Annotated in this window: 14 protein-coding genes; 10 read left to right on the top strand and 4 right to left on the bottom strand. The window is 38.2% G+C overall.

Annotated features, from left to right (window positions below):
- The first annotated feature begins 228 nt into the window (after positions 1 to 228).
- The 3 genes from LOS73_RS17650 to LOS73_RS17640 are packed head-to-tail and all read left to right on the top strand — an operon-like array spanning position 229 to position 3,220.
- Positions 229 to 2,679: a YdbH domain-containing protein gene (locus LOS73_RS17650; protein ID WP_457934046.1), complete on the top strand. Its 2,451-nt coding sequence runs from the start codon at positions 229 to 231 to the stop codon at positions 2,677 to 2,679.
- Between the two features lie 2 nt (positions 2,680 to 2,681).
- Positions 2,682 to 2,879: a YnbE family lipoprotein gene (locus LOS73_RS17645; RefSeq protein ID WP_007378800.1), complete on the top strand. Its 198-nt coding sequence runs from the start codon at positions 2,682 to 2,684 to the stop codon at positions 2,877 to 2,879.
- Between the two features lie 11 nt (positions 2,880 to 2,890).
- A complete protein-coding gene (locus LOS73_RS17640) occupies positions 2,891 to 3,220 on the top strand; it encodes a YdbL family probable chaperone protein (protein WP_002961068.1) in 330 nt (109 codons plus the stop codon).
- 60 nt (positions 3,221 to 3,280) lie between these two features.
- Here the strand turns inward: LOS73_RS17640 and LOS73_RS17635 are convergent, their stop codons facing one another.
- Together LOS73_RS17635 and waaA are read right to left on the bottom strand one after the other, a co-directional pair.
- Positions 3,281 to 3,829 carry a DUF1415 domain-containing protein gene (locus LOS73_RS17635; protein ID WP_457934045.1) on the bottom strand — a complete coding sequence of 183 codons (549 nt, stop codon included), beginning with the start codon at positions 3,827 to 3,829 and terminating at the stop codon, positions 3,281 to 3,283.
- Positions 3,826 to 5,109 (bottom strand): lipid IV(A) 3-deoxy-D-manno-octulosonic acid transferase, encoded by a 1,284-nt coding sequence (gene waaA / locus LOS73_RS17630; RefSeq protein WP_457934044.1) that lies wholly within the window; start codon positions 5,107 to 5,109, stop codon positions 3,826 to 3,828. The genes LOS73_RS17635 and waaA overlap by 4 nt, the downstream gene beginning before the upstream one ends.
- Before the next feature lie 182 nt (positions 5,110 to 5,291).
- Between waaA and LOS73_RS17625 the strand changes: the two genes are divergently transcribed.
- Both LOS73_RS17625 and hldE read left to right on the top strand, forming a co-directional pair.
- Positions 5,292 to 5,882 carry an SIS domain-containing protein gene (locus LOS73_RS17625; RefSeq protein WP_002961065.1) on the top strand — a complete coding sequence of 197 codons (591 nt, stop codon included), beginning with the start codon at positions 5,292 to 5,294 and terminating at the stop codon, positions 5,880 to 5,882.
- On the top strand, positions 5,882 to 7,321 hold the full coding sequence (gene hldE / locus LOS73_RS17620) for a bifunctional D-glycero-beta-D-manno-heptose-7-phosphate kinase/D-glycero-beta-D-manno-heptose 1-phosphate adenylyltransferase HldE (RefSeq protein ID WP_149606110.1): 1,440 nt from the start codon (positions 5,882 to 5,884) through the stop codon (positions 7,319 to 7,321). The genes LOS73_RS17625 and hldE overlap by 1 nt, the downstream gene beginning before the upstream one ends.
- A 263-nt stretch (positions 7,322 to 7,584) precedes the next feature.
- On the opposite strand, the gene LOS73_RS17615 is transcribed toward hldE, so the two are convergent.
- Positions 7,585 to 9,090: a capsule assembly Wzi family protein gene (locus tag LOS73_RS17615; protein WP_457934972.1), complete on the bottom strand. Its 1,506-nt coding sequence runs from the start codon at positions 9,088 to 9,090 to the stop codon at positions 7,585 to 7,587.
- Between the two features lie 211 nt (positions 9,091 to 9,301).
- On the opposite strand from LOS73_RS17615, the gene LOS73_RS17610 reads away from it, so the two are divergent.
- Together LOS73_RS17610 and LOS73_RS17605 are read left to right on the top strand one after the other, a co-directional pair.
- Complete coding sequence (locus LOS73_RS17610; protein ID WP_457934043.1) at positions 9,302 to 10,375, top strand: glycosyltransferase family 1 protein; 1,074 nt, start codon at positions 9,302 to 9,304, stop codon at positions 10,373 to 10,375.
- Entirely contained in the window at positions 10,372 to 11,457 is a 1,086-nt protein-coding gene (locus tag LOS73_RS17605) for a glycosyltransferase (protein ID WP_457934042.1), read from the top strand. Before LOS73_RS17610 ends, LOS73_RS17605 begins: the two co-directional genes overlap by 4 nt.
- Positions 11,458 to 11,468: 11 nt before the next feature.
- On the opposite strand, the gene LOS73_RS17600 is transcribed toward LOS73_RS17605, so the two are convergent.
- Positions 11,469 to 12,197, bottom strand: coding sequence for a 3-deoxy-D-manno-octulosonic acid kinase (locus tag LOS73_RS17600; protein WP_457934041.1), 729 nt, complete (start codon positions 12,195 to 12,197; stop codon positions 11,469 to 11,471).
- Positions 12,198 to 12,319: 122 nt separating this feature from the next.
- On the opposite strand from LOS73_RS17600, the gene LOS73_RS17595 reads away from it, so the two are divergent.
- The 3 genes from LOS73_RS17595 (at position 12,320) to LOS73_RS17585 (ending at position 15,294) form a co-directional block, all read left to right on the top strand.
- A complete protein-coding gene (locus tag LOS73_RS17595; protein WP_033030894.1) occupies positions 12,320 to 13,378 on the top strand; it encodes a glycosyltransferase family 9 protein in 1,059 nt (352 codons plus the stop codon).
- Positions 13,378 to 13,941 carry a D-glycero-beta-D-manno-heptose 1,7-bisphosphate 7-phosphatase gene (gene gmhB, locus LOS73_RS17590; protein WP_457934040.1) on the top strand — a complete coding sequence of 188 codons (564 nt, stop codon included), beginning with the start codon at positions 13,378 to 13,380 and terminating at the stop codon, positions 13,939 to 13,941. The genes LOS73_RS17595 and gmhB overlap by 1 nt, the downstream gene beginning before the upstream one ends.
- 159 nt (positions 13,942 to 14,100) lie before the next feature.
- Positions 14,101 to 15,294 (top strand): glycine C-acetyltransferase, encoded by a 1,194-nt coding sequence (locus LOS73_RS17585; protein ID WP_033030898.1) that lies wholly within the window; start codon positions 14,101 to 14,103, stop codon positions 15,292 to 15,294.

Below are 15,294 nucleotides of genomic sequence, written 5' to 3'. Positions count from 1 at the left end.
AAAAGGCTGCATTGTGCAGCCTTTTTTGATTATACCAATCTGCTTATATATGGGGTCTATTTAACGTTAAGAAAATTACGCTAGAACTAGGCAAAAGTTTTTATATCTAGTTGTTCTAAATAAAAAACTTTTAACGACGTTATAGTGCAATTTAATTCGTTAAATTGATCAAAGATTTATGCAGGTTGGTATTAGTATAGCTAAAAGCACAAAGCATTTAAGGATAGTATGTTTAAGCGAATTGGTTTAATTGTTGGAGCTGTATTACTAAGTACCTTGCTGCTTGGTTATGTATTTCGTTTACCTTTATTACAGTGGGTTATAGCGCCAGAGCTCGAAAAAGCGGGTGTAACATTAAACTGCCTTGATTTTTCAATCACGTCTAGCTTAAATATTCATGCTGATAGAGTGTGTTTAAATTATCAAAATCAACAATTACAACTTACTGGTATTACTGCAAATACAAAGCGTGTAGATATTGAAAATGCAGTGCTAACAGTTAATCCACTCCCTGAAAGTGATAATGCTAATCAGCTTGCTAAAAATCTCGATTTAGCACTTCCCTTAAATCGCCCATTAATCAATATTAAACAGCTTGTAGTAAAAAGTGATGAGCTCAATAAGCCACTTAAAATAAGCATATTAGAACCCGAACTAAATAAATTTAATGTCTCAGGTGATATAAACGCGAGTGCAATTTTGACTGCTAATAAAGTAAGTGGTCAGTTTGAAATTAATGACACTTTTTTAAAGCAAGTTATAAACACTAAAAATACATTAATAGCAGATTTTAACTTTAATACTCAGCAAGCATTTAGCTTTGATGGTATAGAACTTGAGTTAAATGGCGATATTAGATCCCAGTTTGCTCACACGTATGAGCAGTGCAAAGTTAACGTATTAACCACTGGTAAATTGGCGACGCGTTTTAATTTAAATAGCCAAGCGTTAATATTTAATACCGATTTGCTTAATAACAAAATTAATTTAACACCAAGCTGTACTGAGTTAATTCCACCAAGTGAATATGCAGGCTTTATTAGCAAACAAGTGCCTTTAAATTGGCAACTAAAACTCCCTCAATCAATTAGCTTAGAGGCTAGTGAGTTGAGTGTACCTGTAATTAATTTGGTAAGCGTGGGCGATAAGCAATTTGATATTTTAATAACAGATACAACACTAAATATTAAATCTCCACTTGAGTACCTACATACAACTTTATCAGCTCAAATAAATACACCCAATATAAATAATATTAGCGTTAATGCTCAGTTAGCTGGCACTGCAATTAAAGGCGATTACGTCGTTATGCTTGAAAGCTTGCCTGAGTTTGCACCTGCAACAGCGAATGGGCTTAGCCTTAGTGGTCACTTTAATATAAGTGAGTTTATAGACTCAAAACCAATTGGGCTTATAAACGCTAAATTAACGCTTAATAATGTAGATGCGTTTGATATAAGTGCAGTGCAATATCAAGGTGATTTAACAGCAAAAATGGATAAACAGTTAAACGCAGAGGTAGCGTTAACGCAGCAATTAAAAAGCGCAGAATATAAAGAATTTAAAGCAACGGATATAAGTAACACATTAACAGCAAATGCTAATTTAGGCGTAGGTGAGTTATTTGCTGATCTAACAGCAAAAACCAATATAAAGGCTGTTAATAGCCCTGACATAAAACTTAATAATATAAAAGTAGAGTCTACGGGCTTGCAAAGTCGTGCACTAAAAGCCACGCATCACGCGTTTATAAACGATGTTGAGTTAGTTATAAATCATCATATGTCGTCGCAAGCTCATCCGTTTGAAGTGGTTATTCCTGAACAAAGTGCGCTGCTGTTAAATGCGTTTATTAGGCAATTTGAGCCACTTGCACAGCTAACTAAGGGCGAATTTAATGGCTATATTAGTGGCGATATAAACTTACAAAATGCACTGTTCAATATAGGGATTAGTCATGCAAGTGCACTGTATAACGATTACCTTGCGAGCGATTTAAACAGTACATTTAGTGGGGAATATAATTCAGGTAAGCTTAATGTAAAACCAACTACCTTTAATTTAAATGAGTTTAGGGCGGGTGCCGTAGTTAAAGCGATTGAAGGGCAATGGCAAGTTAATAGCAATACCGCGCTTATAAATGATGTAAAAGGAAGTGTGTTTGGTGGCGAGTTTTCATTAGATAGCTACACAGTAGGGAAGCCAAACCAAGTTGCTAATGTTAAGTTTGAAAATATTGATGCGAGTAAACTTGTTACATTCGACGATAAGTCGGGCATTGTATTAACGGGACGCTTGGCGGGGTCTTTACCGGTTCACTTTGATAGTGGAAAAATTGAAATAATTGACGGTAGCTTATTTAGCCAAGGAACAAGTAATTTAAAAATTACCAATAATGCCGCTTTTGATTCAGTAATGCAGCAACAGCAAGAGTTACAACCTGTGTTAGGGCTATTAACTAATTTAGATATTCAAAAACTTAATAGCAGTGTGGCACTAAAAAACGATGGTTGGTTAAAACTAGGGGTTAATTTGCAAGGCTATAATAAAGCAGAGCAGCAGCAGGTTAACTTTAATTATAACCACGAAGAAAACGTATTTACACTTTTACGTGCACTGCGTTTAAGTGACGAAATTACACAAAAAGTTGAGCAACAATACTCACAAAAAGGAAACTAATAATGAGACAGTCGTTATTGATAAAAGTACTGCTCGCGCTGAGTGCTATTAGTGCGCTAAGTGCCTGCACGCACCGTGTTGAGGTGTCTGCTAAAGAGCCCATTACTATTAATTTAAATGTGAAGGTCGATCACGAAATTCGCGTAAAAGTAGATAAAGAACTCGACAATTTATTTAGTGACGACAGTGAGTTATTTTAAGGAGCTAGAACATGAATACGAAGAAAAAATTAAACATTATTACGTTAGTTAGTGCAGTATGTATGTCGTTCTCTGCGTGGGCTATTAGCCTTGATGACGCTAAAAACCAAGGTTTAGTAGGTGAAGATAGCTCTGGTTATTTAGGACTTGTTGTACAAAACGCAGAGGCAAAAGCCGTTGTTGATGACATAAATGCAAAGCGTAAAGCGCAGTACTTAAAGCTCGCTAAAAAGAATAACTTGTCGCTTTCACAAGTTGAAGCGCTTGCTGCCGCTAAAACAATTGAAAAAACCCAAAGTGGTCATTACGTTGAAGTAAATGGTAACTGGGTTAAAAAATAAGCGTTAGTTATTGCTTTATTTTGCACAAAGTTTTGTACAAACCAAAATAAAACCGAGCATTTAAGCGCTCGGTTTTTTACAGCTTTCAAGTAACTGCTGCCAAAAATCAACCCCCTTACGCCTTGCTAAATTTATATTATGCTCAGGAATAGATTCAGGCTCGTTATAACTATCAAGTGCTTCGCTCATACTTGCTTCGCGGATTAAATGCAAAGTAGGAAAGGGGGCTCTATTTGTGTAGTTTGCGGCATCGGTTTCATCACTGTCAGCAAATACGTAGTCAGGATGAAAATTAGCGATTTGATACTTACCTTCAAAGCCTTGCGCGACTAAAAGTGCATTAGCTAAATCGACCAAGTCTAAAAAGTCTTCAAAGTCACTAAAGCCGTTGTCAAACATGATAAGGGTTGTTTCGCGCTCTGGTTCACGGTCAAGCTCAACACATTGCTCAAGCATATCCATTACAGCATCATCCATACTCGTTGCTAAGCTTACTATGTAATGAATACAGTTATTTTCTACTTCTTTTCGAGCAAACGGGCAAAAGTTATATTTAACAATAACAGATGATACCCATTCGCGGGTTTGGCTTATAGCTATGTTGGTCACGGTTTTGGCTCTAAATATTGATTAATAATGGTAAGTGTTTTTTGTATAGCACCTTGGTTTTTAGTTACGCATTGCGCAGCTTTAATACCTAAGGTTTGGCACGCTTTTGTGTTTTGGCTAAACGTTATAAGCTGCTTTGCGAGTTCGTCGTTACTATCAACCACTACAGCGCCTTTAAGTTTTATTAGCTCGGGATAAACATGGTCAAAATTGTATGTGTGTGGACCTGTTATTACACCTACCGAAAACGCTGCTGATTCCAGTGGGTTATGCCCACCTCTGCGAATTAAGCTGCCACCAATAAAGCTCACATTTGCAGCGCCATATAAACACTGTAATTCACCAAGCGTATCAGCAAGAAGTACTTGCTCATTATTATAGTTATTTTGGCTACGACGGCTAAAGCTAAGTGGGCTTTGCGTTAAAAGCTCTGCCACTTTGTCAAATTGCTCTGGATGGCGCGGGGCAATTATAAGTAATGCGTTCGGTTGTTTTTTTAGTAACTCTTGATGGGCTGAAAGTACCAGCTCATGCTCAACAGGATGTGTTGAGCCTGCCACCCACACAAAGCGTTCATTACTACTATAAAGCTGTTTAAGGTTGAGTACTTTAGCTAGTTGCTCTTCACTTGGTGTTATATCAAATTTTATTGAGCCTGTTACATGGCTTTTTGAAGCTTCAAGACCAAGTTCAATAAAGCGTTTAGCATCTGTTTTATTGTGACTCGCAAGTACCGTAATTGAGCGCATAATAATATGCGTTAATTTAGCGACCTTTTGATAGCCCTGCTGCGACTTTTCAGAGAGTCTTGCATTGATGACAAGTACTGGTATGTTTTTTTTGTGGCTTATCGCCATTAAATTTGGCCATAGCTCGGTTTCTAAAATACATAATGCTTGTGGCTTTATACGCTTTAAAAATCGAGCCGTCGCAAACGGAAAATCGATTGGTAAATAGCTACACGCTACAGTATTTTTAAACTGGCTAAGTATTTGCTCTCTGCCTGTTGGAGTATTACAGGTTATAAATATATTTAAGTTTGGATGCGCTTTTTGCAAAGCTTTAATAAGTGGCGTTGCGGCAAGTACTTCACCAACAGAAGCACAATGAAAAACTAAAGGTTTAGTTTTAACCGTAAATAAAGACTTACTGACAAACCCAAAGCGCTCTTTAAAGTGTGCACGATAACCTTGGTTTTTTTTACCTCGTAAAATATAGAGATAAAATACAATCAGTGGGCTAATAATAATTAATGCGAATGAGTAAAAAATGCGTGCCATACTGATCTTTCTTAAAGGGAAGTGGCGTTAGTTTACCGTGAAATAGCCGTTTTCTAAACATACTCGTTATAAAATATGGTCTGGGTTCAGTTATAACCCGATAAAATGCACACAATTAAATAAAATTATGGAATAATGGATTTAATTTTTCCCTGCTATTTCAGTTCCTAGAGGAATTTTTCATGTCAATTATCGATTCAGTGGCAACTAGCTACGTTGAAACATTAAACCGTCATCAGGCATTATTTGAAACGATGGAGGCTTATCATCAAGAATCTATGCAACTGTTAGAAGCATGCCACAGTGCATTACAAGCTGGTGGCAAGATTGTTTGGTTTGGTAATGGTGGTAGTGCAGCAGATGCACAGCATTTAGCAGCAGAATTTGTAGTGCGTTACAAATTAGAGCGTGGTCCGCTTGCCTCAATGGCATTGACCACCGACACTTCTATTTTAACAGCGCACAGCAACGATTATCACTTTGATACGGTGTTTGAGCGCCAAGTTCAAGCGTTATGTAAGCCAGAAGATTTAGTTATTGGTTTAACCACATCAGGTACTAGTAACAATATTAATTTAGCATTAGAGGCTGCAAATAAACTAGGCGCTTTTACTGTTGCATTAACTGGACGTGATGGCGGTAAAGTAAAAGATATTGCTAAGTTACCTATTATTATAAAAAATGACGAAACAGCACGTATTCAAGAAGCTCACATGTTTATAGGTCACTGGTTATGTGAAGCCATGGATATGGTTGTTGCGGAGCAGCAGTAATGGATTTATCGTTATTAAAAAACTTATCAGCGGCACGAATATTAGTTGTTGGCGATGTAATGCTAGACCGTTATTGGTATGGCGATACTGGTCGTATTTCGCCAGAAGCGCCAGTACCGGTTGTTAAAGTAAGTAAATTTGAAGACAAAGCGGGCGGCGCAGCTAACGTTGCAAAAAATATAGCGCGGTTAGATGCAAAAGTTGGCTTATTGGGTTTAATTGGTGAGGACGAAAGCGGGCAAATTTTAGAGACCATCCTAAAAGGTGAAAAAATAAGCTCACAATTAGTCAGTGTATGTGATTTACCGACTATTTCAAAAATGCGTGTTATTAGCCGCCATCAACAACTAGTCCGACTTGATTTAGAAGAGACATTTACCGAGCAACACAGCCAGCTTTTATTAAATCGCTTAGAGCTTGTACTTGATGAATACGACTTTATTGTGTTCTCTGATTACAGCAAAGGATCTTTAAGCTTAATTAAAGAGATGGTAAGCCTTGCTAAGGGCGCGGGAAAAACGGTTTTAATCGACCCTAAATCGCCAGATTTGCATTTATATGAAGGTGCTGATTACATTACACCTAACTTACATGAGTTTAAGTTAGCGGGTGGTCAAACCGATTCAGAAGCAGCTTTAGCAGCAAGTGCGCGTGATTTAATAAGCAAAAATGGCATTAAAGCCATGTTACTTACGCGTTCTGAGCAAGGTATGTCGCTTATTAGTGCAGCTGAAAAATTTGATTTTGCAGCGCAAGAGCTTGAAGTAAGCGATGTAACTGGGGCTGGTGATACGGTTATAGCTACACTCGCTGTTATGCTTGGCGCGGGCATGGAACCTAAAGATGCTGTCGAAATTGCTAATTTAGCCGCAGGTATCGTTGTGAGTAAGTTTGGGGCTGCAACTGTCTCGCCAGAAGAGCTAAGCCGCAAGCTTGGTCAGTATTTACATACTACGGGTGAGCATTACCAAACACCATTTGATGATGTACTTCAGCATATTGAATTTGCAAAACAAAACGGCGAAACCATTGTATTCACTAATGGCTGTTTTGATATTTTACATGCCGGGCATGTACGTTATTTAGCGCAAGCTAAAGCACGAGGCGATAGGCTCGTTGTTGGATTAAATAATGATGAATCAATTACGCGTTTAAAAGGGGCAGAACGCCCTATTAACCCGCTAGATGAGCGTGCAATGGTACTTAGTGCACTTTCATCAGTTGATTGGGTTATTCCGTTTGGTAGCTTAGATGAAAACGATACTCCCGCTAAATTAATTGAGCAGATAAGCCCGGATATTTTAGTTAAAGGTGGAGATTACACTGTAGATCAAATAGCGGGTGCTGAGCATGTACTTCGCCATGGCGGAAAAGTTGAAGTGCTTGAATTTTTAGATGGGTGCTCAACATCAAAAGTAATTAGTAAAATTAAACAGTAATACCAATTTTATTAAAAACATGAGCATTCTAGCGTATTAAATAACTCACTAATTACGTTAAAAATTATTTATATAGAACAACTATGTATCATAATTTTAGCCTTGTTATTGAGCTATTTTCTTATCGCTATAATAGAACAATAATTTAATGCAATTGGTATAATTACTGATTTAAGTTTGCTTAAAAAATACAAAAAAGGGATGAAAACACTGTTTTCATCCCTTTTTTACATTTAATACGTTACTTTATTAATAGTAACGTATTAAAAGTTATATTCGTACTTGGCAAATGCTGATGTATCGTTTTCAGCACCGTCGTTGTTAGATGCAAAAGCACCTAAAGTGACGCGGCCGCCCATAGAAAGCATTCTGTAACGCATTTCTAGCTGCTTAGAGTTAAACCCTATTTTAGTAATGGTGTTACCTAAGTCAGGATTATTTGGGTAACTATCTCGGTTATCGCTATTGTAATCAACACTGCGCAATTTTACCTGCCAATCGTCTCCATTAGATAACTGACCTAATAGGGTTAAAACAACTGACTGTGCATCGTTATCATAAGTAGAGCCAATAGTGCGACCGTGGTAACGGTAACCCGATTTATAATCTGAATGCTCATAGTAGCAATTTTCAACTATTGATTCAGCTGAACATGAAACACCTGTATCTATGTACTCTACATTTATTAATAAGTTTTGATCGTATATTCGTTGTGTTGTTTGTACACCAAATAAGTAGGCTCTATCGGCTGGCTTAAACTGTGAACTGGCATCTTCTCCAATCGTACTGGCATATACAGCATAAGGTTGGTTGAAAAGTGTATCTGACCAGCGAATATCTATGCCTGCTAATTGATTACCTATTTTTGATTCTAACTGGCTATCACAGCTATCATTGCCATCAATACATGCTGTTTGCCCAGTGATAACATCAATAAAGTCACCAGCAGATCCTGGTTGTCCGTCTCCTGCCCATTGCGCAGACCAGCTAACGGCAATTTCTAATTGTTGTATTGGGCGTATATTTAATCTACTGCTCCAAAGTAAAGCATCAGGAATTACACGTGTAGACTCAAGTTTAGCCATTTGTGCGGTAAAGCCCCATTGGCCAATCCAGCTTAGCCACGGTGTTTCAAAAGCAGTACTTTTTTCTCTGGTTACACTTAGTGCAGGTAAAGGTTTCGCATTACCAGACATAATTAAGCTGTTATCAACACCAGGTCCCCAAAATTGTTCAACAGCACCGGCTCTAAAAATCCAATTGCCTAAACGATAAGCTAAGTAACTATCGTCAAGTGAAGTGTCGTTACAATCTGTTAAAGCTTGCTGATCAGTAACTATATCGTCAGCCGTTTTTCCATCGGCTAAACATTTTTTACCGTCTTTTCTATAATTTACAGCGACTTTAGCAGCAAAGTTATCGCCTAAATAAGCGTAAGCTGCTGAAAGCTCTGTTTCTTGTGTATTTGTTGTACCAAAGCTTGTTGCTACAATTGGATCTGTAGCTGCAAAAGCTGATAATTGAAGACTATGCGAGCTACTATTTTCGGATTTATATCGATGTTTAACACGTAACAATGCATCTTGTAGACTTGGTGTTAATTGCTCAAGCGGCATACTATCAACATCGCTTATAAAACTTTTCCACATAAGTGGGTAAGTGGTTACAGGAGCTAAAATAACGCCGGCATCGGCTAATTGTTGAATGTCAGCTCTTAATCCGTAGTCATCTGGTTTTACCCATGGTTCAGCGTTAATCGATACGCTCATTGCGCAAAAAAGAGAAGAAAGAAGAAAAATTCTGTTTCGCAAAGTTCAGATCCTTGTGATTTAGATTGCGGCTAAGTTTATCAACCTCAGGCGTCTATTGCAGCAAATAATAGACAAAATAGGGGGTATTTAATGTATAAAAATGTAACCTGTCTATCGTAATAACGATGTGGTTGATATACTGCGGGTTAAATAGGAAATTGAGAATGCAATGAGCAACAAACGACTTTTATTTATTCCAGTATCATCACCAGAAGGCATTGGTGAGTATATGCGCTCGTTGCTGTTAGCTCAAAGTTTACAGGATGAACTTCACGCTTCTATCGATATTCATTTTATATTAAATAAGCATGCTGCTTATACAAAAAGCTGCCCATTCGAAACGACACTACTTGATCATTCAGCGACCAAAGAGCTGGATTATGTGTGCGATGTCATTGAAAAATTTAAGCCTAACGTTGTTATTTTTGATTGTGCCGGACGAGCAGGGCATATGAAAGCGGCTAAAAAGGTAGGTGCAAAAGTAGTCTTTATTTCTCAACATGCTAAAAAACGAGCAAAAGGCTTAAAGCTTAATAGAATCAATTTGATTGATGTACATTGGGTTGTCCAGCCAGACTATTGTATAGAGCCATTAACTTGGGCTGAAAATGCTAAGTTAGATATATTTCCTTTAGTGCGTCCACGTAATGTGGGCCCATTTGTTGCTTTTGCATCCAATGAGCAAAAGCAACAGATGTTGAGCCGATATAGTTTAGAACTAAAAAATTATTTTATAGTTAATGCAGGATCTGGCGGTCACACACTAAATGGTCAAAATTGCGCCGATATTTACTTTGAAGCTGCGCTTAAAATTGCTAAACAAACGGGTTTGAGGGGCGTTGTTGTATTTGGCCAAAATTATAGTAAAACGATCCCAAGTTCTGATAGCATTCTTTGTATCAAAAGTTTGCAAAATACTGAGTTTTTAGCATTAATGAGCCAAGCTAAAGTCGCATTGCTAAGTGGTGGTGACACCTTATTACAAGCAATTGCCGTGCACACACCTGCTGTTGCATGTGCAATATCTAAGGATCAAAATGCACGTTTAGACCACTGCATTAATACGGGGGTTGTATTAAAAGCAAATCTTAATATTGATGACATAGTGACTAAAGTAGAGAAAGTTATAGAGGTGGCTTTTTATAATGAGACAACTAGTAAATATGCTCAGCTTGAAAATATACACAGTTATGATGTTATTACTAATGGTGTGAAAAATATGCTTGATGGATCCTCTTTATGAATATCATTATTGTAATTGATTCACTAGTAGGTGGTGGTGCTGAAAAAGTAATGCTTACTTTGGCTGAAAAAATGGCGAAACTACAGCACAACGTCACTATATTATCTCTTGCGAGCAACGCTGAGTATGACATTCCTGATATAGTTAAAGTTGATAGCCTTTTTCCTGATAGAGCATCTAAAGTAGATAGATTCTGGCAGCGAAAAAACAGTATTTTGCGATTAGAAGCGTGGTTTGAAAAAAAACAAAGCGAGATTGGCAATATTGATCTAGTGCTTTCTAATCTTGATAGAAGTAATAACTTGCTCGCGCTTAGTAATATCAAAAATGTTCACTTTGTTATTCATAACTCCGTCAATGCAGAACTTGCCCGTCAAAAAAAGTTAGGTCCATTTTCATATTTATACCTTAAAAAAAGTAAGCAAAACTTAAATGGTAAATCACTTATTTGCGTATCAAAGGGTGTTGAAAAAGAAATAACACAAGGGGATTTAATTAACCCAAGTGCAATCGCGACTATTTATAACCCGTTCGATTTTGAAAAAATAAGACAGCAAGCAAATGAGCAAAATAACAATATCCCAAATGAGCCCTACTTAATTCATGTAGGAAGACTCGCCAAACAAAAACGCCACGATATATTGTTTGCAGCATTTGCAAAGCTTGATAAAAAATACAAGTTAGTACTTTTATGTAATAAACCGGCTAAAGCGCTAAAGCTTGCACAGGAATACGGCATAGAAAAACAGTTAGTAGTGCCAGGATTTCAACAAAACCCGTACAACTGGATTAAGCATGCCAAAGCTTTAGTGTTGAGTTCTGATTTTGAAGGACTTCCAACGGTATTAATTGAGGCTTTAGCAGTGGCTACTCCGGTAGTTAGTACTAATTGTACATTTGGACCAAGCGAGATATTAACAGGCGAGCTGAGTAAATATTTAGTACCCGTTCAACAAAGTGAGGCATTAGCCAATGCCGTTAAGCAGGTGCTAGCAGATAAGCCAAATGTAGAAAACGCAGATATTTTAAAACAAGTACAGGCAGAGCAGGTTGCTCTGCAGTATTTAGCATTGGCTAATTAACTTATATTAGGTTAACTGATATTGGCGAGCGCTTTGAGGTAGTTGCTGTGCAGAGTTTGCCAGTCACTCGCTTGCCAATTGAATGGCTTGTTTCGACCTTGTTCCTTTAAAAATGAGCGCTCAAGGCGTGCCATATTACTTTGTTGCCACTGTGGGTTAGGCGCTCTTATTTCACCTCTATCAAAGTCGATAATATACACATCACCAGTATCATTAAATAAAATGTTATTAATGTTTAAATCGGCGTGATACACACCTTTTGAATGAAATAGCGCGATTGTTTTAGCAATGCGCTCCAACTCATCTTCAGTCAATGGGCGTTCAATTAATATATCAAGTACACTTTTAGCGCCTTTAACAGCCTCGGTAATAATATCACCACGGTAAATTAATCCGCTGTGGGTTACTTTAGCTGCAACAGGGGTTGGTACGTTTAAACCAAGCTCTATAAGTTTACTCATTAAACTAAACTCTTTATACACACGGGTTTGTTCAAGCCCTGGGTATAAATATTGATCGCTTAGTAATTTACCGACTAAACCGCCACGCCAATAATGCCTCAGTACGGCTGTTAATTCGTCTTGTTTAAAAAACCACGCAGTTGCTCGGCCTTTTTTAGCGCCCACAATTTTATTTCGTTGTTGCCAATAATTTGCATCAAACCAATCGAGGGTAATTTGGCTTGAGTATTTAGGGTGGCTTAATACAGTGTGGTTGCCTTGCACGTGTTGTTTAAACATAGCTCTGTGTAATTGCTAAATAATGTGTCTATATTAGCGCGTTTTAAAGCGCAGGATAAGTGCTTGCAATAGCGTGATTATAATTTAAGATCGGCTTTTGTATTTAATACCTAAGGGAATGTGTGACTCAAGCTCCTAATTATTCATCTATTTGTATATTAAGACTCTCAGCCATTGGTGACGTATGTCATGGTGTGAGTGCTGTACAAGCTATTCAAAAAGCACACCCTAATGCAAAAATTACGTGGGTTATTGGCAAAGTAGAAGCCATGCTACTTGCCGACTTACCGGGTGTTGAGCTGGTGGTATTTGATAAAAAGCAAGGCAAAGCAGCGCTGAAAAGCTTAAAGCAACGCTTCAAAAACCAAAAATTTGATGTGTTACTTAACATGCAAGTTGCATTAAGGGCTGGGTTTGTAGCGCGCAGTATTCCTGCAAAAGTAAAAATAGGGTTCGATTGGGCACGTTCAAAAGAATTGCACAGCTTATTTATTAATAAACGAATAGACCCACAAGCCCAGGCGCATGTGCTTGAAGGCTTTAAAGGTTTTGCAAAAGCCATTGGTGTAGCTGATTATAAACCGAGTTGGGACATGCCATATACCGAGCAAGACCAAGCGGTTGCAGATGAGTTATTAACATCAGAATACCTAACTAATAAACTATTAGTAATATCGCCCGCAGCTAGTAAAGCGCAGCGTAATTGGCTCGCTGATCGTTATGCCACATTGGCTGATTATGCAAGCGAGCAAGGCTTTAAGGTGGTATTGACGGGTGGCCCAACAGAGCTTGAGATTAACTTAGCAAATAGCATTATTGAGCACAGCAACACGCCTATTTTAAATTTAGTCGGTAAAACAAAACTCAAAGAGTTGTTGTGCGTGTTAAAGCGTGGCAGCTTAGTGCTCGCGCCCGATACGGGTCCTGCGCATATGGCAGTAACAGTTGGTACGCCGGTTATTGGTTTATATGCACATTCAAATCCAGCACGCACAGCTCCTTATTTATATCAAGACTACGTGGTAGAGGTTTATCATCAAAATTTGTTTAAGCAAACAGGTAAAACGGCTGAGCAAGTCTCGTGGGGTACACGCGTAAAAGGCGATGATTTAATGAGCCAAATTACAGTTGATGATGTAAAAGCGATGTTTGACCATGTTGTACAAAAAGAGTCTTTGTAATGAATGCACAACAAAAAAATAAAGCGCTTTTTTTAGACCGAGATGGCGTGGTAAATGTTGATCATGGTTATGTGTATCAAAGCGATAAATTTGAATTTATTGACGGTGTTTTTAGCACTTGTAAAACATTTTATGATGCAGGCTATAAAATCATAATCGTCACTAATCAATCTGGAATTGGTCGAGGTTATTATACCGAAGCTGATTTTTTAGCACTGACCGACTGGATGAAAGACCAGTTTAGTGCCCACAGCATTGAAGTTACCGATGTGTATTTTTGCCCGCATCACCCTAAAAAAGCGCACCCTGAATATTTGAAAGAGTGCAGTTGCAGAAAGCCTGCGCCAGGTATGTTATTACAAGGCATACAAGAGCATAACATCGACCCTGCTTGCAGTATTATGGTGGGCGATAAACTCAGTGATATGCAGGCTGCGAAAAAAGCGGGCATCACTACCCGTGTTTTAGTGCGTTCAGGGCAAAGCTTTGACGAAAGCGCTAAGCAAGAAGCTGATTTAATTATCGATTCTATAAGTAGTTTACCTGCACTTTTAAACACATAAATAAACAGCCTGTAAACTGGCAGGAATTCCTTCCAACTTAGGGCGTTTGCGACGAACTGCAAACCGTGCATTTTACCCATTAAACTTTTACAATACCCCGCATAATAAACAGCCGCGAAAGTGCGGTTGTTTACCCGTTCAAATAGATGGAGAACCTAGATGAGAGCATCTGCTTTTTTTAGCCAGTTACAACAGCAAATTGAAGACGTAAAAACCGAAGGTTTGTATAAAAACGAACGTATTATTAAGTCCCAGCAGCAAGCTCAAATTGAAGTTGCATCAGGTAAAGTAATCAACTTTTGTGCTAATAACTATTTAGGTTTAGCTAATAGTCCAGAGTTAATTGAAGCGGCGCAAAATGGTTTAAATAATCATGGTTTTGGTGTGGCTTCAGTACGTTTTATTTGTGGCACTCAAGATATCCATAAAACACTAGAGCAAAAAATCAGTGCGTTTTTAGAAACAGAGGATACTATTTTATATTCTTCATGTTTTGATGCAAACACAGGTTTGTTTGAAACTATTTTAGGCGCAGAAGACGCTATTATTTCTGATTCATTAAATCATGCATCAATTATTGATGGTGTACGTTTATGTAAAGCTAAACGTTTTCGTTATGCAAATAACGACATGGCTGATCTTGAGAAGCAACTTATTGCAGCAGACGAAGCCGGTGCTAAAACTAAACTAATTGCTACCGATGGCGTGTTTTCTATGGACGGCGTTATTTGTAATTTAGAAGCTGTGTGCGACTTAGCCGATAAATATGATGCGCTTGTGATGGTTGATGACTCTCACGCAGTTGGCTTTGTTGGCGAAAACGGTAAGGGTACACCTGAGTACTGTAATGTATTAGACCGTGTAGATATTATCACCGGTACATTAGGTAAGGCGCTGGGCGGTGCTTCAGGTGGTTATACAGCAGGTAAAAAAGAAATTGTTGAATGGTTACGTCAGCGTTCACGCCCATACTTGTTCTCAAACTCATTAGCGCCTTCAATTGTTACTGCATCAATTAAAGTACTTGAAATGCTTGAAAATGGCGGCGAGCTTCGCGCTAAACTTTGGTCAAATGCTAAATATTTCCGTGAGCAAATGGAAGCTGCTGGTTTTACGTGTGCAGGTAAAGATCATGCAATTATCCCTGTAATGCTAGGAGATGCTAAAGTAGCCTCGTTAATGGCTGATAAATTACTTGCTGAAGGCATTTACGTAACCGGTTTTTCATTCCCTGTAGTACCAAAAGGGCAAGCGCGTATTCGTACACAAATTTCAGCGGCACATAGTATTGAGCAACTCGATACAGCTATCGATGCATTTACCCGTATTGGTAAAGAAATGGGCGTTATTTAA

Source organism: Pseudoalteromonas sp. SCSIO 43210, assembly GCF_054133285.1.
Note: the sequence above shows the minus strand (reverse complement) of the source record. Positions and strands in the feature narration are given on the sequence as shown.